The following is a 19,119-nucleotide window of genomic DNA, read 5'->3' on the forward strand; positions in this document are numbered from 1 at the left end:
CGGCACATCACTTGATCCGCAAGCCCGGGTAAAAGTAGCTTCCCGATCATGCTTTCGCCCGGGCAGGCCCGGATCCGATAGAAATGTTCGGTGTCGTCGAGAAACATTTCTCCCGGGCGCTGGGTCAGCACGTGGACGGCCATGCCGCAGCTCACCGAGCCGGGAAACATGCCGCCTCCGCCGTACACGAAGGACGGCCTGGTGCTGGCCGGCAGCACGCTGCGGCAGAGCGTGCGGGTGTCGGCGGGCGGGTCGCGGCTGCGGGTGCGCCTGTCCAACGCGTTCGGTGGCGCGCCGCTGCCCATCACCGCCGCCTCCGTGGCGCTGCCCGAAGGCGGGCGGGCCGGGGTGCGCACGATCCAGCCGGGGACCGCGCGGCCGGTGACGTTCTCCGGCAGGCCCTTCGCGGTCGTGCCGGTCGGGGCGCAGGTCGTGTCCGACCCGCTGGATCTCGCGCTCGCGCCCGGCTCGGTCCTCACCGTGACCCTCCACCTGGCCGACGGGCAGGCCTCCGAGCACGTCACCTCGCATCCGGGCTCCAGGACCACCTCCTACCTGGCGACGGGCGACCACGTCACCGCCGCCGACCTGCCGGGCGCGACCCCCGTCGACCACTGGTACTTCCTCAGCGCCCTGGAGGTGTGGTCCGAGCCGGGCACGGCCGCGCTCGTCCTGCTGGGAGACTCGCTGACCGACGGCAGGGGCTCCACCACCAACCACAACGACCGCTGGCCCGACCGGCTCTTCGACCGGCTGGGCGCCGCCGCGGGCGTCGCCGTCGCCAACCAGGCCGCGGGCGGCAACCGCCTGCTGGACGACGGCCTGGGCCCGAGCGGCCTGGCCCGGCTCGACCGCGACGTGCTCGCCCAGAGCGGCGTCCGGTGGTTGATCGTGCTGGCGGGCGTCAACGACATCGGCACCGCGCCGGCCACCCGCCCGGCACAGAAGCGGGTCGCCGAGGACCTGATCGCGGCCTACGAGCAGATCATCGTCCGGGCGCACGCGCACGACATCCGCGTGTACGGCGGCACGCTCACGCCCTTCGGCGGCAACGTCCCGTACGACGACGCCCCGGGCCACCGCGAGGCGGCCAGGCGGACGGTCAACGACTGGATCCGGACCGGCGGGAGGTTCGACGCCGTGATCGACTTCGACCGCGCGGCCCGCGACCCGGCCGCGCCACACCGGCTCCTGGCCGAGCTCGACCTGGGAGACCACCTGCACCTCAACCCGGCCGGCCACCGGGCGCTGGCCGGCGCGGTGCCCGCCGGCCTGCTCACCGGCTAGATCTGGACGAACTCGAGGTCGAGGAGATGGGCCAGGGACCTGAGCTCGCCGGCGCGGTGGCCGGTGCCGAGAGCCCAGTGGTGTGACATGCCGGTGGCGCTCCACTCGTCGGTCCACTCGCCGGGGTCGCGGCCGAAGTCGACGCGGGAGGTGGTGTTGCCGATCCGCAGGTGGGGCCCGTCGACCGTCTCGCCCTCGGACGCGAGGAAGGCGAAGCGCCCGTCGCGGCGCTGGATGATCCCGAACGCGGTGACCGGTCCGTGCTTGACGTCGAACTCGACCGAGACGCCCCAGCCGCGCTTGCCGTGGTAGACGCCGAGGCCGCGCAGCAGCGGCTTCCTGGCGCTGATGGCGAGGTGGGCGGGCCCGTCGTGACCCATCTCGACGTGACCGCGGTGGAAGTCGAGCGCCTGGAACTCGGTGAAGGAGCCGCCCGCGCCGAGCCGGTCCATGACGAGCATGGCCAGGCTGGTGCGCAGCTCGTACTCGCCGGCGGCGGGAACGCCGCGGGCGGTGAGCAGGGAGGCGCCGAGGATCATGCCGGCGCCGAGGCGCTCGTGCGTCTCGCCGTCCAGGCCGCGGTGGTAGTAGGCCAGGCTGTCCAGTTCGAAGTCGGCCACGAGCCGGTCGAGGCCGACCGAGACGCGGCAGGCCCAGTCGAGGTCGGTCTCGTTGACGGAGTCGGCGAAGTCGAAGATCTTCTCGGTCTCGGCGCGCTTGGCGGCGGCCTCGGCGTCGGTGACCTTCTCCACGCGCACCCGCAGGTCGTCGAACTCGAGCACCTCGACGTGCCCGCCGAAGTTCGCGCTCACCAGCGTCAGGTCGGTGGACACGTCCAGCATGCCGGGATAGAGGTGGCCCATCAGGCCGTGCCGCCCGTGCCGCAGCGCGGCCCTGGCGGCGGCCGCCCGCACCCAGCCGTCGATGCGCTTCCAGGCCCGCTCGTCCTCCAGGTAGCCGGACACCGAGCGGAACGGGATGCCGCACCGCTGGAAGGCGTTGGCCATCTCGGGCAGCGGGCAGGCGCCGCAGTAGGCCAGCCACTGGCCGGTGTCGAATGCCGCGTGGTCCATCGACTCGGTCGGCTGCAGGTTGATCAGCAGCACGGGCGCGCCGCTGCGCTGCGCGATCGGCACCAGCATCGTGGCCGTCATGTACGTGGTCAGGAAGCCGACGATGAGGTCGCAGTCGGCGGCCCGCAACTTCTCGGCCGCGACCGCCCCCTCCTGCGCGTCGGAGATGAACCCGACGTCGACGATCTCCGCGTCCAGCTCCCTCATGCGCTCCGAGACCCGCGCCGCCGAGCGCTGGAGCTGGGGAAGGAGGTCGGGAAACTGGGGCCAGTACGCTCCCAGCCCTCCGGCCACGAGCCCTACGCGTACCTGCCTGGTGCTGGCCATGGTGCTGCCCTCCGGCGCGGCTTCACCGCGCAAAACGTTTTACCTGGATTGGCCTCATCGGGACGGTATTGTGGCGGCAGTCGATGGTCAAGGGGCCTGTTCGCGGCGTTCACACGTTTTAATCCGCAAGGTGGCGGTCGAGGAAGTCGGTGACGTCGCGGGCCAGGGTCAGCCGGTGGTCCGACAGGGCGTGGTCGGTCGGATAGAGCCGGTGCTCGAGCCCGGACACCGGATGCGCACGGTAGGCCTCGACCAGCGGATGATGATGTGTCCGCGCGGGCGTGACGCTGTCGCGGCCGGTGCCGACCAGCAGCACGGGCCGGTCGGCCAGGCGGGGCGCCAGGCCGGCCAGGCTCCATGCCTGGCCGGCCGCCTCCATTTCGGCGACCAGGGCCGCGCCGCTGGTGCCACGGAGCGGCAGCAACTCCTCGTCCCACGCGGAGGCGTGCTGCGCCCGCGCGCCGGGCTCGGCCCGGCAGGCCGCCGCGGCCTTGCCCATGTCGAAGGCGGCCACCGAGACGACGGCCCGGACCGCGGGGTCGGCGGCGGCCGTCATGAGGGCGGCGAAGCCGCCGAGGCTGTGGCCCACCAACGCCAGCCGGTCGGGGTCCAGCCGATGCGCGGACGCCACGGCGTCCTCGCGCACGGCCCGGGTGACGCGGGCGGCGTCCTCCAGCACGTTGCCCCACGAATATGAGCCGCCCACGCCCCACGAGCCGCGGTAGTGGAACACCAGGGCCGCGTAGCCCGCGCGGCGCAGCGACTGCGCGAGGTCGAAGTTGCGCTCGTTGCCCGGGAACCCGTGCAGGAGCACCACGATCGGATGCGGCCCGGGGCCTGCGGGCAGGTGGAGGACGCCCAGCAGCGCGTGGCCGCCGCTGGCGAACGTCACCGCCGGTGTGCCTGCGGGAGGCGCGAGGTCGGCGGGAAGGTCGCGTGTCAGAGCGTCGGTCACGGCTGCCTCCGGTGTGATCGAACTGATCGGTTCGATCACGAATCTAGCACCCGTCGCACCGGCGGCCGGTCAGCGGCCGCTCCACTTGATCTCGTACGGCTTGAGCGTGAACCGCGTGCCGGCGACGGTCGTCGTCACCTGGCCGTCGGAGGTGTTGACCAGCAGCAGCTGCTCCGGCTGGGCCAGCACCCTGACCTTGGCGTCGGAGGAGGTGACCGCCTCCAGCTCGACCCCGGCGGGGAACCACTTCGTGAAGCCGGCCACCAGCCTGGCCGTGGGCTGCTCGGCGCCCGTGCGCGGCTCCCACAGGCAGGCCGGGCAGCTGCCCTCCTTGGCCTGCGGGTTCCAGTAGAGCGCCGTGGCGGCGCCGCTCCGCGCGAACTCGACCATCGAGGCGGCCTGTACGGCGAGCCGCTTGGGCTCGGGCCACGTGGTGCCGTCCTCCGGCACGAAGTACCACTCCGACCACCACACCGGCAGGTCGCCGGTCTTGTCGCGCAACCACTGGGTGACCGCGCTGAACTTGCTCAGCGCACCGAACTCGTCAGGCAGCAGCTCGTGGGCGTCGGTCACCGACGCGCCGTCGACCACGACGAAGTCGGCGCCCTTCTTGTGCTCGAACCAGTACGTGAAGGCGTCGAGGACGTGCTGGTTGACGACGCCCCACTCGCCGCGCAGCTCGGTGTCGCCGCCCTTGTTGCTGTCGAAGCCGAGGTAGGGGCCGCCGATCTGAGCGTCGGGCCGCGCCGCCTTCACCGCGTCGTACACCTTGTTGTACAGCTCGGTGTACCCCTTGTAGTCGGCGGGCTTGGAGTGGTCCTTCCAGAAGCCCTTGAACTCGTTCCACACCATGAAGTACTTGACGTCCTTGTACCGCGTGGCGACGGCCGCCGACAGCTTGGCGAAGTCGTCGAAGTGCTCGGGATAGGGGGCGTCCTCGAGGTGCTCGGCCCAGCCCTCCTCCGACGTCGGGCCCTCGGGGCCGCCCTTCATCCAGTCGGGAGCGCAGCAGAGCGTGATGACCGGCGTGGCGCCCGACTGCCTCATGAGGTTCATCCGGCTGTCGAGGTCTTCCCAGACGTACCGCCCGGGGTGCGGCTCGGGGTTGAAGGCCCCGAAGCCCATGATGTGCTGGTTCTGCAGCATCGGGGTCTTGGCGAACCGGCCGGCCACCCGCTGCTCGAACTCCCGGGTGATGTTGTTGGCGCTGACGCCGGTGTGCGTGAACCCCCAGCGCGGCCAGCCGTCCTCCACCTGCGGCGGCTTCCCGGCCAGGCCGCTCGCGCCCGGCGACGCCTGGGGCGCGGCGGTGGTCTTCTGCACGGTGGGAGGCCGCTGCTGCGGGGACTGGCCCAGCAACGAGCAGCTCGTGACGGCCAGAGCCACGGCCATGGCGGTCGCCGCCGAGGCGGCCGCCCGCCCGAGCCGCCGCCTCATCCCTTGACGGTTACCCGAAGTCACCCGAGCCTCACCGATCCTCCCGTCGACATGCCGCCAGTAGCGTTCCACGGGCTGGGGAGGCGGGGCGCATCGAGCGCCTGGTTCACAGTCAATCGTTATCGTTCGGCGTCTTTCCGCGACGCGGGTCTCACGAGCCGCGGCGGTGCAGCAGCAACATCGCGGCGTCGTCGAGCAGCGGCCCGCCCACGTGCTCCACCAGGTCGGCCCGCAGCGCGTCCAGCGCGGCCTGCGGGTCGGTGAGCGTCAGGAGCCCGGCGCGGTCGGTGAGCGGGTAGAACTGGCCGGCCGTGTCCCTGGCCTCGATGACGCCGTCGGTGACGAACAGGATGCGGTCGCCCTCCCCGAACGGGATGCGCTGGGGCTTGGCCGCCGCGGCGTCGAGGGCGCCGAGGCCCAGCGGCAGCCCCTGCTCGGGCGGCTCCATCGTGGAGCAGGTGCCGTCGGGCCTGATGAGCATCGGCGGCGGATGGCCGAAGTGCACCAGCGTCATCTCGCCCTCGTGCACCTCGGCGACGGTCGCCGTGACGAACTGCTCGTCGTCCAGGTGCCGGGTCAGGCTGACCTCCAGCCGCTCGCCGATGTCGGTCAGCTCGGCCTCGTCATAGGCGGCCTCGCGGAAGGCGCCGAGCACCCAGGCGGCCGTCTCGACCGCGGCCAGGCCCTTGCCCTGGACGTCGCCGATCAGCAGGCGAACGCCGTGCGGCGTCGTGACGACCTCGTACAGGTCGCCGCCGATCTGGGCCTCGGCCGCCGCCGAGGTGTAGGAGAGCGCCACCTGCAGATCTCCCGCCCGCCGCGGCACCGGCCGCAGCAGCACCCGCTGGGCGACCTCGGCGACCTGCTTGACGCTGGCCAGCTCGCGCTCGCGCTCCAGCCGCAGGTGGGCGGCCAGCATGCTGGCCGCGGTCACGCCCGCGATGCTGACGACCGTGAGGTTGTTCTGCCAGTGGAGCACCAGGTCGTTGTAGGACGCCAGGAACAGGCAGATGGCCAGCGCCACCGCGCCCACCGCGGAGGTCCGCCGCACCCCGCCCGACAACGAGGCGAAGGCCGGGCCCAGCGTGAGCAGCGGCAGGAAGATGAGCGTCGGGCCCGCCAGCACGTCGAGGACGGCGACGCAGAACATGACGGCGAAGGGCAACCACCGCAGAGCCCGCAGGGATCTCATCTGCCCCCTCGCGTCGCCATGTGCGTGTCTCGCACGGCCCACTGTCAGCCCACCGATCCCGGTCAACGAAAAATGAAACATCAATGATTGGCCATATACAAGCATGGCTCAACGCATGTCGGTTGCGGGCCGCGCGGGACGGCGTCGTACGGGTGAGGTTCCACGGAGACGCGACGAAACAGACATGAGGGATGCTTCCGACACCTGCTGGACCAGCGGAACTCCGGCCGGGTACAGATCGTTGGGTCAGCGGCACACAACCGATCTTGCACAGGGAGAACAGAGTCGTGGTCTTCAAACGGATGCTGGGTGCTTTCGGCGTCGGCGCGCCCTCGGTGGACACCGTCCTGTCCACCGCCCGGGCCCGGCCGGGCGGCACGCTGGAAGGGGAGGTACGGCTCAAAGGCGGCGACTTCGACGCCGAGATCGAGCACATCACGCTCGGGCTGGTGGCCCGGGTCGAGATCGAGCACGGCGACGGCGAGCAGGCGGGGCTCGGCGAGTTCTCCCGCACCGAGGTCTCCGGTCCTTTCACGCTGGCCAAGGGCGAGGAGCGGGTCCTCGGTTTCGCGTTCCCCGTGCCGTGGGAGACGCCGATCAGCGAGATCGGCGGGCAGCCGCTGACCGGCATGGCCGTGGGAGTGCGCACGGAGCTGGCCATCGCCAAGGCCGTCGACAAGGGCGACCTCGACATGGTGGCGGTCGAGCCGCTGCCCTCGCAGCTGCGCATCCTGGAGGCGTTCCTGCAGCTCGGCTTCGGCTTCAAGTCGGCCGACCTGGAGGCGGGGCAGCTTCACGGGGTGCGGCAGGAGCTGCCGTTCTACCAGGAGATCGAGTTCTACGCGTCCGGCCCCTACTCCGGGGTGGTCCGCGAGGTCGAGGTGACCTTCGTGGCCGACCCGGCGGGGCTGCAGGTCGTGCTGGAGGCCGACAAGCGCGCAGGCCACTACTCCTCCAGCGACGCCATCGGCCGTTTCCACGTCAGCCACGACGACGCCCTCGTCACCGACTGGGCGGGCGAGCTGGGCCGCTGGCTCGACAGCCTGTCCCAGTACGCCGGGCACGGCGGTCACCACGAGCACTACGGCCACCACGAGGGACACCACGGCGGGCCCGGCCTGGGCATGGTCGCCGCGGCCGGCGCGGCGGGCGTCGTCGGCGGTCTCGTGGCGGGCGAGGTCGTGGAGGAGGTCGTCGAGGAGTTCTTCGAGGGCGACGAGGAGGAGGGCGGCGACTGGTGACCCCCCGCTGAAACACGCGCCGCCGCCTGGCCGGTCAGGGGTCGACGGGCAGGCGGCGGGCGGCGACGCCGGCCCAGCCGAGGCCGAGCGCGGTGAGCAGGAGCACACCCCCGGCGCCCGCGCCGGCCGCCACGAGCCCGGCGGCGCCGGGCAGCAGGAGCTGGCCGGTGCGGTTGCCGACCAGGCGGAGCGACATGGCGCGGCCGCGCAGGCCCGGCGGCGCCGACTCGGCCAGCCACGACATGGTCAGCGGCTGCCCCACGCCGAGCCCGAACCCCAGGACGACCAGCACCGGCGCGAGCAGCCACAGCGGCATCGGCAGGGGGGTGAGCAGCATGGCGACGGCCGCCCCCACGGTGCTGCCGACCAGGAGCCGCCGCCTGCCGACGGCGCGCGAGAGGCTGCCGAGGAAGAAGCGCGAGACCATGGACGCCAGGCCGCGCACGGTCAGCAGCAGCCCGATCGTCCCCGCGCTCAGCCCGTGCTCGGTGCCCAGCGCCGGCAGGTAGTCGAGCGTGATGTCGACGGCCGCCAGCACCACGCAGCTCGTCACCAGCGCGTGCGCGAGCCCGGGACGGCGCAGCAGGGAGCGCACGTCGCCGCCCGCGTCCTGCTCGCCGGCCACCGGGCGGGGGCTGCGCGCGAGCGCCGCCGACAGCGCGACGAGCACGGCGGACAGGCCGCACGACCACAGGAAGACGCGGCCGGTGTCCGGGATCGCTTGCTCCCCGCCGAACACGGCGATCAGCACGGGCCCCGCCCCCGCCCGAGCGAGGCGGCGAACGTTTGACGCGCTCCCCGGCCCCGAAGGCCGGAGATTCTGGCCTGTGTCGCCGCTCTTCAGGCGGCAGCACTTCCACGGCTTCCTGCTTCGTCGGGCCGTGCCGGGCTGGCGCCTGGACTCACCGGCCCTCCACAGGCGTTTAGCCTGTCCGCCCGTCCGGCGGCCAGGATGTTGCTGGCGGCGTTGATGTCCCGGTCATGCCGTGCGCCGCAGGCGCAGGTCCATTCCCGCATGGCCAGCGGCATTGCCTCGGCCACGATTCCGCAGGCCGAGCAGAGCCTGGAGGAGGGGAACCACCGGCTGACCTTGGCGAAGGTCCGTCCGTACAGGTGCGCCTTGTACTCCAGCATGCCGACGAACCGACTCCATCCGGCATCATGGACGCTCTTGGCCAGCCTGGTGCGGGCCAGTCCCTTGACCGCCAGGTCCTCCACGTACACCGCTTGGTTCTCGCGGATGATCTTTGTGGAGAGCTGGTGGTGGAACTCACGGCGCGCGTCGGTGACCTTGGCGTGCTGGCGGGCGACCTTCGTGCGAGCCTTGCCCCGGTTGGCTGATCCTTTCTGTTTGCGCGACAGATCCCGCTGGAGTTTCTTGAGCTTCTTCTCTGCCCGGCGCAGGAACCGGGGCGAGTCGATCTTCCGGCCGTCGGACAGGACGGCGAAATGCCCGAGCCCGAGATCGATTCCGGTCTCCGCGCCGGTGGCGGGCAGGACTGTCTCGGCGACCTGGATCACGAACGAGGCGAAGTGCCGGCCTGCCGCGTCTTTGATCACGGTCACGCTGGATGGTGGTGAGGGCAGTTCCCGCGACCAGCGCATCGCCACGTCTCCGATCTTCGGCAGGCGCAGCTTGCCCTGCCCGGTGATGGAGAAGCGGGCGTTCTTGGTGAAGCGGATCGCCTGCTGGTTGTCCTTACGCGACCGGAACCGGGGCGGTGCGATCTTCGGGCCTGTGCGCCGACCCGAGACGGAGGCGAAGAAGTTGCGGAAGGCGGTGGTGCAGTCGGCGAGCGCCTGCTGGAGCACGACTGCCGAGACCTCACCCAGCCACGCCCGATCGGGGCGCTTCTTGGCCTCGGTGATGACCTGGTGGGACAGTTCGGTGTCCGTCACGAACGGCGACCCGGCCGCATGGGCGGTGTTACGCATGCGCAGCGCGTCGTTGAACACCACGCGGGCGCACCCGAACGCCCGCGCCAGCGCGATCTGCTGGGCCGGTGTCGGGTCGATCCGGTAGGAGTACCGCAACTGCACCCGGCCAGAATACAGTTGGTTTATGGCCGAGGGCAGCGAAATTAGGACCGGCAGGCACTGCGTTTTCGTTCTACATGCTCATTTGGTTTTCGTGACGAAGTTCCGGCATCGAGTCTTCACCGGCACTCATCTGACCCGCATGGAAGAGATCATGAGATCGGTGTGCGCCGACTTCGAGACCGAGCTACGCGAGTTCAACGGGGAGCACGACCACGTCCACCTGCTGGTGAACTTCCCGCCCAAGATCGCCCTGTCGAAACTGGTCAACTCGCTGAAGGGAGTCTCCTCCCGGCGGATGCGCCAGGAGTTTCCCGAACTGGCCGCCCACTTTTACCGGGCGAACAAGCTGTGGTCGGGCTCGTACTTCGCTGGGAGCGTGGGCGGCGCTCCGATCAGTGTCCTGCGCCAGTACATCGAGCAGCAAACCCGTCCCCTTTGAACCACAAGACGCCGGTCCGCCTGGCGGCGAACCGGGCTATTCCTGCACCGCTACGCGCTACGAACGCGGCGCCGTGGCCGCCGCGCCCGGTGGTGTTGGCCACCAGCGCCTGCTGCGCGATGACGCAGCCCAGATGGCCGGTGCCGAGCGGGCCGTACTCGGCCGCCGGTTCGCGCATCGCCGTCGGGCCTGGGTCCATGGGCAGGTTATAACCTCTGTGCGCACCTCGCCCTCTGGTACAAGGCCACTTCATCACCCTTGGGCATGACATGTGTGGTTATAGAGGGAGAGAAAGCGTCACAGGTTATAATGGTGAGCAGAATTGACCTCAACTCGACTTGAGGTCCTACCGTGGCCGACATGAAGGAGATTGCCCCCGCACAGGCGGGCTGGCGGGAATGGACCGGCCTGACCGTGCTCATCCTCCCCACCCTGCTGCTGTCGATCGACATATCCGTCCTGCACCTGGCCGTGCCGGCGCTGACCGAGGATCTGCGGCCGACCGGCTCGGAGCTGTTGTGGATCTCCGATATCTACGGGTTCCTCATCGCTGGTTTCCTCATCACGATGGGCACGCTCGGCGACCGCGTCGGGCGCAGGAAGATCCTGCTGATCGGCGGCGCCGCGTTCGCGGGTGCCTCGGCGCTCGCGGCGTACGCGCCGACGGCGGAGGCGCTGATCGTGGCCAGGGGCCTGCTCGGCGTCGCCGGCGCCACGCTGATGCCGTCCACGCTGTCGTTGATCAGCAACATGTTCCGGGATCCGGGGCAGCGTACCCGGGCCATCAGCCTGTGGATGACCGGGTTCATCGGCGGCATGGTGATCGGGCCGCTGGTCGGCGGCGTGCTGCTGGAACACTTCTGGTGGGGGTCGGTCTTCCTGGTGAACGTGCCCGTCATGGTGGTGCTGCTGGTGGCCGGGCCGCTCCTGCTGCCTGAATACCGCAACCCTGGCTCGGGGCGCATCGACCTGGTGAGCGTGGTGCTCTCGATGGCCGCGGTGCTGCCCGCCATCTACGGCGTGAAGGAGCTCGCCGCCGGCGGGTTCGGCTGGGGCCCGGCGGCCGGCATCGTGTCGGGACTGGCCCTGGGGGTCGTGTTCATCCGGCGCCAGCGGCTGCTCGCCGACCCGCTCCTCGATCTGAAGCTGTTCGGCGACCGCAAGTTCAGCGCCTCCCTCGGCACGCTCATGCTGGTCACCATGATCGGCCCGGGGCTGGGTCTGCTCGCCGGCCAGTACCTGCAGCTGGTCGAGGAGCTGTCCCCGCTCGAGGCCGGGCTCTGGATGTTGCCCATGAGCGCCACGGTGATCGTCGGCTTCGCCGTCACCCCGGTGCTGGCCCGCCGGTTCCGCCCGGCCCACGTCATCGCGGGCGGGCTGGCGGTCGGCGTGCTCGGCATGCTCCTGTTCACCCAGGCGGGCAGCTCCAGCGGGCTGGCGTACGTCGTGATCGGGCAGTCGATGTTCTTCGCCGGCAGCTCCCCGCTCATGGTGCTCGGCATCGACATGGTGGTCGGCGCCGCCCCGCCGGAACGGTCCGGCTCCGCTTCGGCGCTCTCCGAGACCGGGCAGGAGTTCTCCGCCGCGCTCGGGCTCGCCGTGCTCGGCAGCCTCGCCACGATCGTCTACCGGGCGAGCCTGTCCGTACCGGAGGGGACGCCGGAAGCGGCCGCGGACGCCGCCCGCGACACCCTCGGCGGGGCTGTCGGAGCCGCCGCGGACCAGCCCGCGGGGGTCGCCGCCGAACTGCTCGCGACGGCCAGGAGCGCGTTCTCCGACGGGCTGGCCGCCGCCGGGGCCGCGAGCGCCGTGATCATGCTGGCGGCCGCGGTGCTCGCGGTCACGTCGCTGCGCCGCGTCCCGCCGATCGGCTCCGCCCCTCCCACGCCGGAGGTCGAGCACGCGGCCAGATGACCGGCCTGGTCGGCCCGCCTCCTGCGCGTGCGCTGACCTGCCGCTTCATGGTGTAACCGGACTGTAAGTCAGGAGAAAGCGGCAGGAATAGGTTGATGTGCACCTGATCGAGTTCCCCGACTTCAAGGAGTCCGACGTAACCAGCACCGCTGTGTGGAGCGAACTGCGCATGACCTCCGCGCCCCAGCTGTCCATCTCGATCTCACCGGACCTCACCGCCCTGGCGATGATCTCCGACGCGCTCGCCGGACGCCGCCGCGGCCTGCCGGAGCTCTGGCGCAAGACGATCAGATCGCGTGTCCGGCCGCAGGGACACCAGGCCGTACGGCCGCTCGCCGCCCCCGGCTACTCGGTGGTCCCCGACAGCCTCGTGCCCCGTACGCCCACCGGCGGCGACGTCTCGGTGCAGGACCAGATCGACACCCTGCGCGACCTCCCGCGCGACGCTCTGATCAAGGACCTGGAGCAGGCATTCGGCGACAGGCCGCTGCCGGCCCACTGGCGTCCCGCGGCCGAGCGGCCGGACCGCTGGCTGCACGGCTACGCCGGCGCCCTCGCCGACGTCTGGGACACCACGGAACCGCTGTGGCGCCGCGCCCGCCCCCTGCTGGACCGGGAGATCCGGCGGGTCGGCGTCGCCTCCGTCCGCGGCGGCCCGGAACTGCTGCTCGGCGTGCTCAACCACCGCATCACGTACGGCGAGCGCGGGCTGCTCATCGCCGACGTCGAGTCCAGCACGTACGAGCTGGGCGACAGGAAGATCGTCCTGGTGCCCATGCTGGCCGGCAAGGACGCGGTCATCGTCAGCCTGGACAACGAGGACGCGGTGTGGATCGCCTACCCGGTGCCCGGAGCGGACCAGCTCTGGCACCGGCCCGCGGGAACGGCGCACGGCGAGTTGTCGGCGCTGATGGGGCCGGTCCGCGCGGACCTGCTCTGCGCGATCGGGCAGCCTATGACCATGAGCATGCTGGCCGGCGACATGCAGGTGGCGCCCAGCAGCATCACGTACCACTGCGACCGGCTCATCGCCGCCCAGCTCATCAGCAGGGAGCGGCGCGGACGCGAGGTGTGGATCGCCCGCACCCCGCGCGCCGAGGAGCTGCTGGACATCTTCCGCCGCTGAGGGGCGGGAACGACGGAGAGCGCGCCGGGGAGCCCGGCGCGCTCTCCGTCCACGCGTGTCAGCCGGCCTGGCCGAACTGGTAGAGCAGCGGGCCGTCGAGCTTCCAACCCGGCTCGTTCGCCAGAGATGTAGTAGAGCGGCGTCCGCGTGACCGCGACCCCGGCGCACAGCGTGGCACCGAGCGCCACCGCGAGCCCCAGGCCGGCGGGACGGGTCAGGCAGCCGAGCGACAAGGCCATGAGAAGGTTCCCTCCGATGCGCTGACAAGTCCGCGACAAGTAGCAGGGCACCGGGAGGGAACCAGGTCACTTCGGCTTACGTGCAAGTGTTTCCGTGACGGCTAGAACGTCACCAGCGGGTCCCCGATGAAGTCGGCGATGAAGTTGACGAAGAAGAACCCGAAGAACAGGAAGTTCAGCACGAGGATCACGTAGTGCCACGGCCGCGGGCGGGCCGGGCGCGGCAGCTTGCTGTTCAGGTACATCAGCAGGAACGGATAGAGCAGCGCGCCCAGGTTCGACATGTTGGCCGACCACTCCACCAGGGCCACCGGCAGCGACTGGAAGATGATGACCGAGATGACGATCAGCAGCAGAATCATGAACGGGTAGTAGAAGCGCCGCGGGTCGCCCTGGATGAGGGCGCGCAGGCGCGGGCTCGTGGCGTTGGCCGCGTCCGTCGTGACCCGGACCATCGCCTCGAAGATCCCGAGCTGCGTCGAGAACAGCACCAGCACGCCCAGCAGCAGCCCGATGAAGAAGACCGCCTGGCCGTACTCCGCGCCCAGCACGGAGGCCACGAACGTCGGTACGTTCTCCCGCGTCGGCTTCTCGCCCGACATCGTGACGGCGTGCGACATGAGGATCGTGGGCAGCAGCATGCCGAGGATGGCGCCGACGAAGAACACGCCCCACATGTCGACCATCAGCAGCCGGTACCACCTGCGCCACAGTCCCCGGTTGCGTTCGTCGTCGGGGAACGTGACGCCGCTGGCCAGGATCTCGCGCCGATCGCCGCGCAGGCCGGAGATGAAGCCGACCCGGTGGCCCATGCCGTAGCCCTTGTCGCGGTAGTGGCCCATGACGTACCAGTTGAGGCCGGAGGCCAGCGCGGTGAACCCGGCCAGGCCGCCGAGCTGCGTGGCGGTGATCCCCGCGGGCGGCGCGGCCGGGGTGATGAAACCGAGAATGCCCTCCCACCACTGGCTGAACGGCACCACGAGCAGGTCCACGGCCAGCAGGGCGAGCAGGATCGAGCCGACCATCACCCAGTTCGCCAGCTCCAGCACGCGGCTGATCCGGCGGGCCAGCGCGGTGATGACGAACACCAGCACCAGCAGGGCGACGGCCCACCAGCGCGGCTCCAGCTCCCCGGCGGGCGGCGGCGCACCGTGGATCAGCGCGTACACGCCGTCCCCCGCCGACGAGGCCCAGCCGCCCGCGATGAACGCGAAGATCACGATCACCACCGAGAGCGGCACCCAGAGGGGCCACCCCGGCGGCACCCGCCCCCAGCCGACGACCGGCGTCTCACCCGTCGCGAGGATGTACCGGGAGCATTCGACGTTGTAGAACGTCTGCAGCAGCGCCGAGACCAGGATCACCCAGCCGACGCCGATGAAGCCGTACTGGCCCACGCTCAGGGGCCCGAGCAGCCACTCGCCGCTGCCGATCGAGATGCCGAGAGCGATCAGGCTCGGGCCGACGGCGTACTTGAAGAGTTCCTTGGGGCCGATCCTGGAGACCTTGAAGACCTCCTCGGGTGTGGGCAGGTCGGTGATTTCGAGATCCGGGCGGCTGACTCCGAGTGGGTGCGACATCTCACTGCCTCCTGCGTTCACAGTGATCCCGAACCACGGCCGCAGCAAGGCCCAATCATGCGGACGGAGCGCCCCCGCGGCGGGCCGGGACGGGGCACTCCGGCGGGGAGCGGACGCCGCCGCATGAGCGTCGATCTTGTCCCGAGACATCCGGCAAAGCGGTGAGACGTTCCTCGCGTGGCGTTACACGACGTTACGAGGGCGACTACTTAGAGTGATTAATGCTTGTCACTTCGTGATAACAGGGGGAGAACGTGAGAAGTAAGCTCATAGCCACAGGTGGCGCTCTGGCCACCGCCGCCGCGCTAGTCGCCATAGCCGCTCCTGCCCACGCTGATGAGGTCACCTGCGCCTTGAGCGTGTCCGACGCCACCCACACACTCCGCATCGACAAGTGGGGCGTCCACGCGTCCCGTCACGACCAGGAGGCCTGCTCCGACCGCCGCGAGCGCACCGACGACCGTCACAAGCGCAAGGCGTTCCGTTACGGCGACATGACGGCTCAGACCGCGGAGAACCAGGAAGCCGCGGAAGCCCGGAACGTCGAGGAAGCGGAGAAGGCCGAAGCCGCCTACGACGTACGCGAGCCGGAGAAGTCGCAGGAGACCTGGGAGTCGAAGGAGGCGGAGACCTCTGAGGAGGCCGCTGAGTCCGAGGAGACCTGGGAGTCGGAGGAGGCGGAGACCTCTGAGGAGGCCGCTGAGTCCGAGGAGGCCTGGGAGTCGGAGGAGGCCGGCGAGTCCGAGGAGGGCTGGGAGTCGGAGGAGGCCGCTGAATCCGAGGAGGCGTGGCACTCTGAGGAGGCCGCTGAGTCGGAGGAGGCCTACCACTCTGAGGAGGCCGCTGAGTCCGAGGAGGTGTGGCAGGCGGAGGAGGCCGCCGAATCCGAGGAGGGCTGGGAGTCCGAGGAGGGCTGGGAGTCAGAGGAGGCCGCCGAGTCCGAGGAGGCGTGGCACTCCGAGGATGCCCAGCGGGCTGAGGAGCACGACACCACCGACCTGGAGGCCATGGAGGACGACAGGTACGCCAGGGACTGGAAGCGCGGGCACCACGGTGACCGCCACCACGGTGACCGCCACCACCATGGCTACCGTCCGCACCACCACTGGGGCTGGCCGCACCATGGCTACCGCCCCTGGGGGAACCCGTACGCCTGGCCTGGCATCTGGTACGGCCAGCACTAAGCGGACGGCCTGGCTGAGCCAGCGCTGACAAGGGTTGGCCCGATCCTGTTCGGGCCGATTCGTGCGGTCCCGGGACACGGCCACGTGGCCCGGGACCCTTCCCCGGAAGTCCGGGCTCCCCTGCCTGTTGACGACCTTTGTGACACTGCCGCCCGGCGCTCCGGCGCCGGCCCGGTCCCCCCTTCCGGGGCAGCGCCGCCGGCGACGCGGGACACCGTGACTCCCGGCCGCCTGAATGCCGCCCGCCGCGACCGCGCCGGGATCCGCCCGCCTACCGGTCGACGATCTCGTTCTTGCCGATGACCACGACCCCGCCCCGCGTCAGCGCGAACCGGGTGCGGTCGTACTCGAGGTCGAAGCCGATCCGCGCGCCGTCGGGAATGACGACGTTCTTGTCGATGATCGCCTTGCGCACCACAGCGCCCCTGCCGATCTTGACGTTCTCCATCAGGACGGAGTCCTCCACCCGTGAGTGCGAGTGGAGCACCACCTTGGGCGACAGGACCGACCGGATCGCCGTCCCGCCGGAGACGATCACGCCCGGCGACACCAGTGAGTCGATCGCCCGCCCCACCCGGTCGCCGTCGTTGTGCACGAACTTGGCGGGCGGCAGCGGGTCGTGCCCGGTGAAGATCGGCCACTTGTCGTTGTAGAGGTTGAACACCGGGTGGGCCGAGATGAGGTCCATGTGGGCGTCGTAGTAGGCGTCGAGCGTCCCCACGTCACGCCAGTAGCCCCGGTCGCGCTCGCTGGAGCCGGGGACGATGTTGTGCGCGAAGTCGTACACGTCGGCCCCGCCCGACTTGACCAGCATGGGGATGATGTTTCCACCCAGGTCGTGCTTGCTCGTGGGGTCGAGCGCGTCCTCGCGCAAGGCGTCGATCATGGACTGCGTCTTGAACACGTAGTTGCCCATCGACGCGAACACCTCGTCGGGCGAGTCGGCCAGCCCCACCGCGTCTTTCGGCTTCTCCCTGAAGGCGACGATCCGGCGCCCCTCGGGGTCGGTCTCGATCACGCCGAACTGGTCGGCCAGCGACAGCGGCTGCCGGATCGCCGCGACGGTGACGTCGGCGCCGGAGTCCTCGTGCTGCTCGACCATCTGCTGCGGATCCATCCGGTAGATGTGGTCGGCCCCGAACACGATCACGTGCTCGGGCATCTCGTCGTAGATCAGGTTGAGGTTCTGGAAGAGCGCGTCCGCCGACCCGGAGAACCAGCGCGGGCCGAGCCGCTGCTGCGCGGGCACCGGGGTGACGTAGTTGCCCAGCATCGCCGTCAGCCGCCAGGTGCGCGACACGTGCCGGTCGAGGCTGTGGTTCTTGTACTGCGTGAGCACGACGATCTTCAGGAAGCCGCCGTTGGCCAGGTTGGACAGCACGAAGTCGATGAGCCGGTACATCCCCCCGAACGGCACGGCCGGTTTGGCCCGATCCGCCGTGAGCGGCATGAGCCTCTTGCCCTCTCCACCTGCCAGCACGACCGCAAGCACCTTCCGGGACCTCATGTTCTGGACGCTACCCTCAAATGGCCGATCTATCGACGAAAGCCCGCACGGCGGCATTCGCGCGTGTCCGGATTTGCGGATCAATGTGCCCGCCGGAGTTTCCCGGGCAGGGCCTCCCCGACGTGTCGCGGGCGGGCAGAACCGGCCAACGGCGCAACACCCGCCCCTTGTGGTGGTCCGCCGGATGCGGCCGCCATAAGGTCGTGTCATGCGCGTTGATCTGCTCAGCCGTGAGTACCCGCCGGAGGTTTACGGCGGAGCCGGGGTGCACATGGAATACCTGGCCAGGGAGCTGCGACAACTGGCCGACGTGCGGGTGCGCTGCTTCGGGGCCGCGCGCGCCGAGGCCGGGGTCGCGGCCTACCGGGTGCCGGGCGGGCTCGAGAGCGCCAACGCCGCGCTCCAGGTGCTCGGCGTCGACCTGGAGATGGCCGCCGCCTGCGAGGGCGCGGACGTCGTTCACTCGCACACCTGGTACGCCAACTTCGCCGGGCATGTCGCCAAGATGTTGCACGGCATCCCCCATGTGGTCACCACGCACAGCCTTGAGCCGCTGCGGCCGTGGAAGGCCGAGCAGCTCGGCGGCGGCTACACCATCTCGTCGTGGGCCGAGCGCACCGCCCTGGCCGCGGCCGACGCGGTGATCGCGGTGTCGGAGGGGATGCGACGCGACGTCCTGGCCGCCTACCCCGAGATCCCGCCCGGCAGGGTCACCGTCGTGCACAACGGCATCGACACCGCGGAATACGCCCCCGACCCCGGCCTTGACGTGCTGAAGAAGCACGGCGTCGACCCGGGCAGGCCCTACGTCGTGTTCGTCGGCCGCATCACCCGCCAGAAGGGCCTGGTCCACCTCCTGCACGCGGCGCGCTCCTTCGACCGCGGCGCCCAGCTCGTGCTCTGCGCGGGAGCGCCCGACACGCCGGAGATCGCCGCCGAGGTGACCGCGCTGGTGCGCGGCCTCGACCGCGACGGGGTGTTCTGGATCCAGGAGATGTTGCCCAAGGCGGAGGTGATCCAGCTGCTGACGCACGCGACGGTGTTCGTGTGCCCGTCGGTCTACGAGCCGATGGGGATCGTCAACCTGGAGGCGATGGCCTGCGAGACGGCCGTGGTCGCGACCGCGACGGGCGGCATCCCCGAGGTGGTGGCCGACGGCGAGACCGGGCTGCTGGTGCCCATCTCCCAGAGCGGCGACGGCACGCCGCACGACCCCGAGCGGTTCGCCGCCGACCTGGCCGAACGCGTCAACGCCCTGCTCGGCGACCCGTCCCGCGCCGAGGCGATGGGCCGGGCCGGCCGCGCCCGCGCGGTCGGCCACTTCTCCTGGTCGCGCATCGCCCACCGCACGCGCGACCTCTACACATCCTTGCTCGCGTGAGTACTGCCTGCCCGCGAACCGGCACGGTCGAGCTGACCGCAGGCGGTGAAGCGACGGCCAGCTCCGAGGAACTGCTGAGAATGTTCCAGCAGACGATGATCTCTCGAGGGCTGACCGTCCCGGAGACTTATGAGTGGTACGCGGGGTGGAGCAACGGCTACGTGGAGTTCGTCCCGGTGGAATAGCGCTCGTGGCGC

General features: G+C 70.5%; 16 protein-coding genes. 8 read left to right on the forward strand and 8 right to left on the reverse strand.

From position 1 onward, the window contains the following. Positions 1-90: 90 nt before the first annotated feature. A complete protein-coding gene (locus ACTWPV_RS27470; RefSeq protein ID WP_443153996.1) occupies positions 91-1,287 on the forward strand; it encodes an SGNH/GDSL hydrolase family protein in 1,197 nt (398 codons plus the stop codon). Here the strand turns inward: ACTWPV_RS27470 and ACTWPV_RS27475 are convergent. The 4 genes from ACTWPV_RS27475 to ACTWPV_RS27490 form a co-directional block, all read right to left on the reverse strand. Further along, positions 1,284-2,720, reverse strand: coding sequence for an arabinose isomerase (locus ACTWPV_RS27475; protein WP_443153997.1), 1,437 nt, complete (start codon positions 2,718-2,720; stop codon positions 1,284-1,286). The genes ACTWPV_RS27470 and ACTWPV_RS27475 overlap by 4 nt on opposite strands. 85 nt (positions 2,721-2,805) lie before the next feature. Continuing rightward, positions 2,806-3,642 carry an alpha/beta hydrolase family protein gene (locus ACTWPV_RS27480; RefSeq protein ID WP_443153998.1) on the reverse strand — a complete coding sequence of 279 codons (837 nt, stop codon included), beginning with the start codon at positions 3,640-3,642 and terminating at the stop codon, positions 2,806-2,808. Between the two features lie 69 nt (positions 3,643-3,711). Further along, positions 3,712-5,079: a GH39 family glycosyl hydrolase gene (locus ACTWPV_RS27485; RefSeq protein WP_443153999.1), complete on the reverse strand. Its 1,368-nt coding sequence runs from the start codon at positions 5,077-5,079 to the stop codon at positions 3,712-3,714. 151 nt (positions 5,080-5,230) lie between these two features. Continuing rightward, a complete protein-coding gene (locus tag ACTWPV_RS27490) occupies positions 5,231-6,271 on the reverse strand; it encodes a PP2C family protein-serine/threonine phosphatase (protein ID WP_347643961.1) in 1,041 nt (346 codons plus the stop codon). A gap of 287 nt (positions 6,272-6,558) precedes the next feature. Here ACTWPV_RS27490 and ACTWPV_RS27495 point away from each other — a divergent pair, with 287 nt between their 5' ends. Beyond that, positions 6,559-7,512, forward strand: coding sequence for a sporulation protein (locus ACTWPV_RS27495; protein ID WP_443154000.1), 954 nt, complete (start codon positions 6,559-6,561; stop codon positions 7,510-7,512). A gap of 34 nt (positions 7,513-7,546) precedes the next feature. Here the strand turns inward: ACTWPV_RS27495 and ACTWPV_RS27500 are convergent, their stop codons facing one another. Together ACTWPV_RS27500 and ACTWPV_RS27505 are read right to left on the reverse strand one after the other, a co-directional pair. Continuing rightward, on the reverse strand, positions 7,547-8,263 hold the full coding sequence (locus ACTWPV_RS27500; RefSeq protein WP_443154001.1) for an MFS transporter: 717 nt from the start codon (positions 8,261-8,263) through the stop codon (positions 7,547-7,549). Between the two features lie 89 nt (positions 8,264-8,352). After that, entirely contained in the window at positions 8,353-9,552 is a 1,200-nt protein-coding gene (locus ACTWPV_RS27505; protein WP_443154002.1) for an RNA-guided endonuclease InsQ/TnpB family protein, read from the reverse strand. Between the two features lie 22 nt (positions 9,553-9,574). On the opposite strand from ACTWPV_RS27505, the gene tnpA reads away from it, so the two are divergent. The 3 genes from tnpA (at position 9,575) to ACTWPV_RS27520 (ending at position 13,031) form a co-directional block, all read left to right on the forward strand. Beyond that, positions 9,575-9,991 (forward strand): IS200/IS605 family transposase, encoded by a 417-nt coding sequence (tnpA, locus tag ACTWPV_RS27510; protein ID WP_443154003.1) that lies wholly within the window; start codon positions 9,575-9,577, stop codon positions 9,989-9,991. A gap of 360 nt (positions 9,992-10,351) precedes the next feature. Next, positions 10,352-11,905, forward strand: a complete 1,554-nt coding sequence (locus tag ACTWPV_RS27515) for an MFS transporter (protein ID WP_443154004.1) — start codon at positions 10,352-10,354, stop codon at positions 11,903-11,905. Between the two features lie 97 nt (positions 11,906-12,002). Next, complete coding sequence (locus tag ACTWPV_RS27520) at positions 12,003-13,031, forward strand: ArsR/SmtB family transcription factor (RefSeq protein ID WP_443154005.1); 1,029 nt, start codon at positions 12,003-12,005, stop codon at positions 13,029-13,031. 340 nt (positions 13,032-13,371) lie between these two features. Here ACTWPV_RS27520 and ACTWPV_RS27525 read toward each other — a convergent pair whose 3' ends face one another. Continuing rightward, a complete protein-coding gene (locus tag ACTWPV_RS27525) occupies positions 13,372-14,850 on the reverse strand; it encodes an Nramp family divalent metal transporter (RefSeq protein ID WP_443154006.1) in 1,479 nt (492 codons plus the stop codon). Between the two features lie 353 nt (positions 14,851-15,203). Here ACTWPV_RS27525 and ACTWPV_RS27530 point away from each other — a divergent pair, with 353 nt between their 5' ends. Then, on the forward strand, positions 15,204-16,034 hold the full coding sequence (locus tag ACTWPV_RS27530; protein WP_443154007.1) for a hypothetical protein: 831 nt from the start codon (positions 15,204-15,206) through the stop codon (positions 16,032-16,034). 271 nt (positions 16,035-16,305) lie between these two features. Here the strand turns inward: ACTWPV_RS27530 and glgC are convergent, their stop codons facing one another. After that, on the reverse strand, positions 16,306-17,541 hold the full coding sequence (gene glgC / locus ACTWPV_RS27535) for a glucose-1-phosphate adenylyltransferase (RefSeq protein WP_347621076.1): 1,236 nt from the start codon (positions 17,539-17,541) through the stop codon (positions 16,306-16,308). 208 nt (positions 17,542-17,749) lie between these two features. Between glgC and glgA the strand changes: the two genes are divergently transcribed. Continuing rightward, the gene (gene glgA, locus ACTWPV_RS27540; protein WP_443154008.1) at positions 17,750-18,922 is read left to right on the forward strand and encodes a glycogen synthase; all 1,173 of its coding nucleotides are present in this window, start codon (positions 17,750-17,752) and stop codon (positions 18,920-18,922) included. Continuing rightward, positions 18,919-19,107, forward strand: coding sequence for a hypothetical protein (locus tag ACTWPV_RS27545; RefSeq protein WP_443154009.1), 189 nt, complete (start codon positions 18,919-18,921; stop codon positions 19,105-19,107). The genes glgA and ACTWPV_RS27545 overlap by 4 nt, the downstream gene beginning before the upstream one ends. Positions 19,108-19,119 lie beyond the last annotated feature (12 nt).

The sequence above is a fragment of the Nonomuraea sp. KM88 genome (assembly GCF_052245635.1).
In the GTDB taxonomy this organism is placed as follows: Bacteria; Actinomycetota; Actinomycetes; order Streptosporangiales; family Streptosporangiaceae; genus Nonomuraea.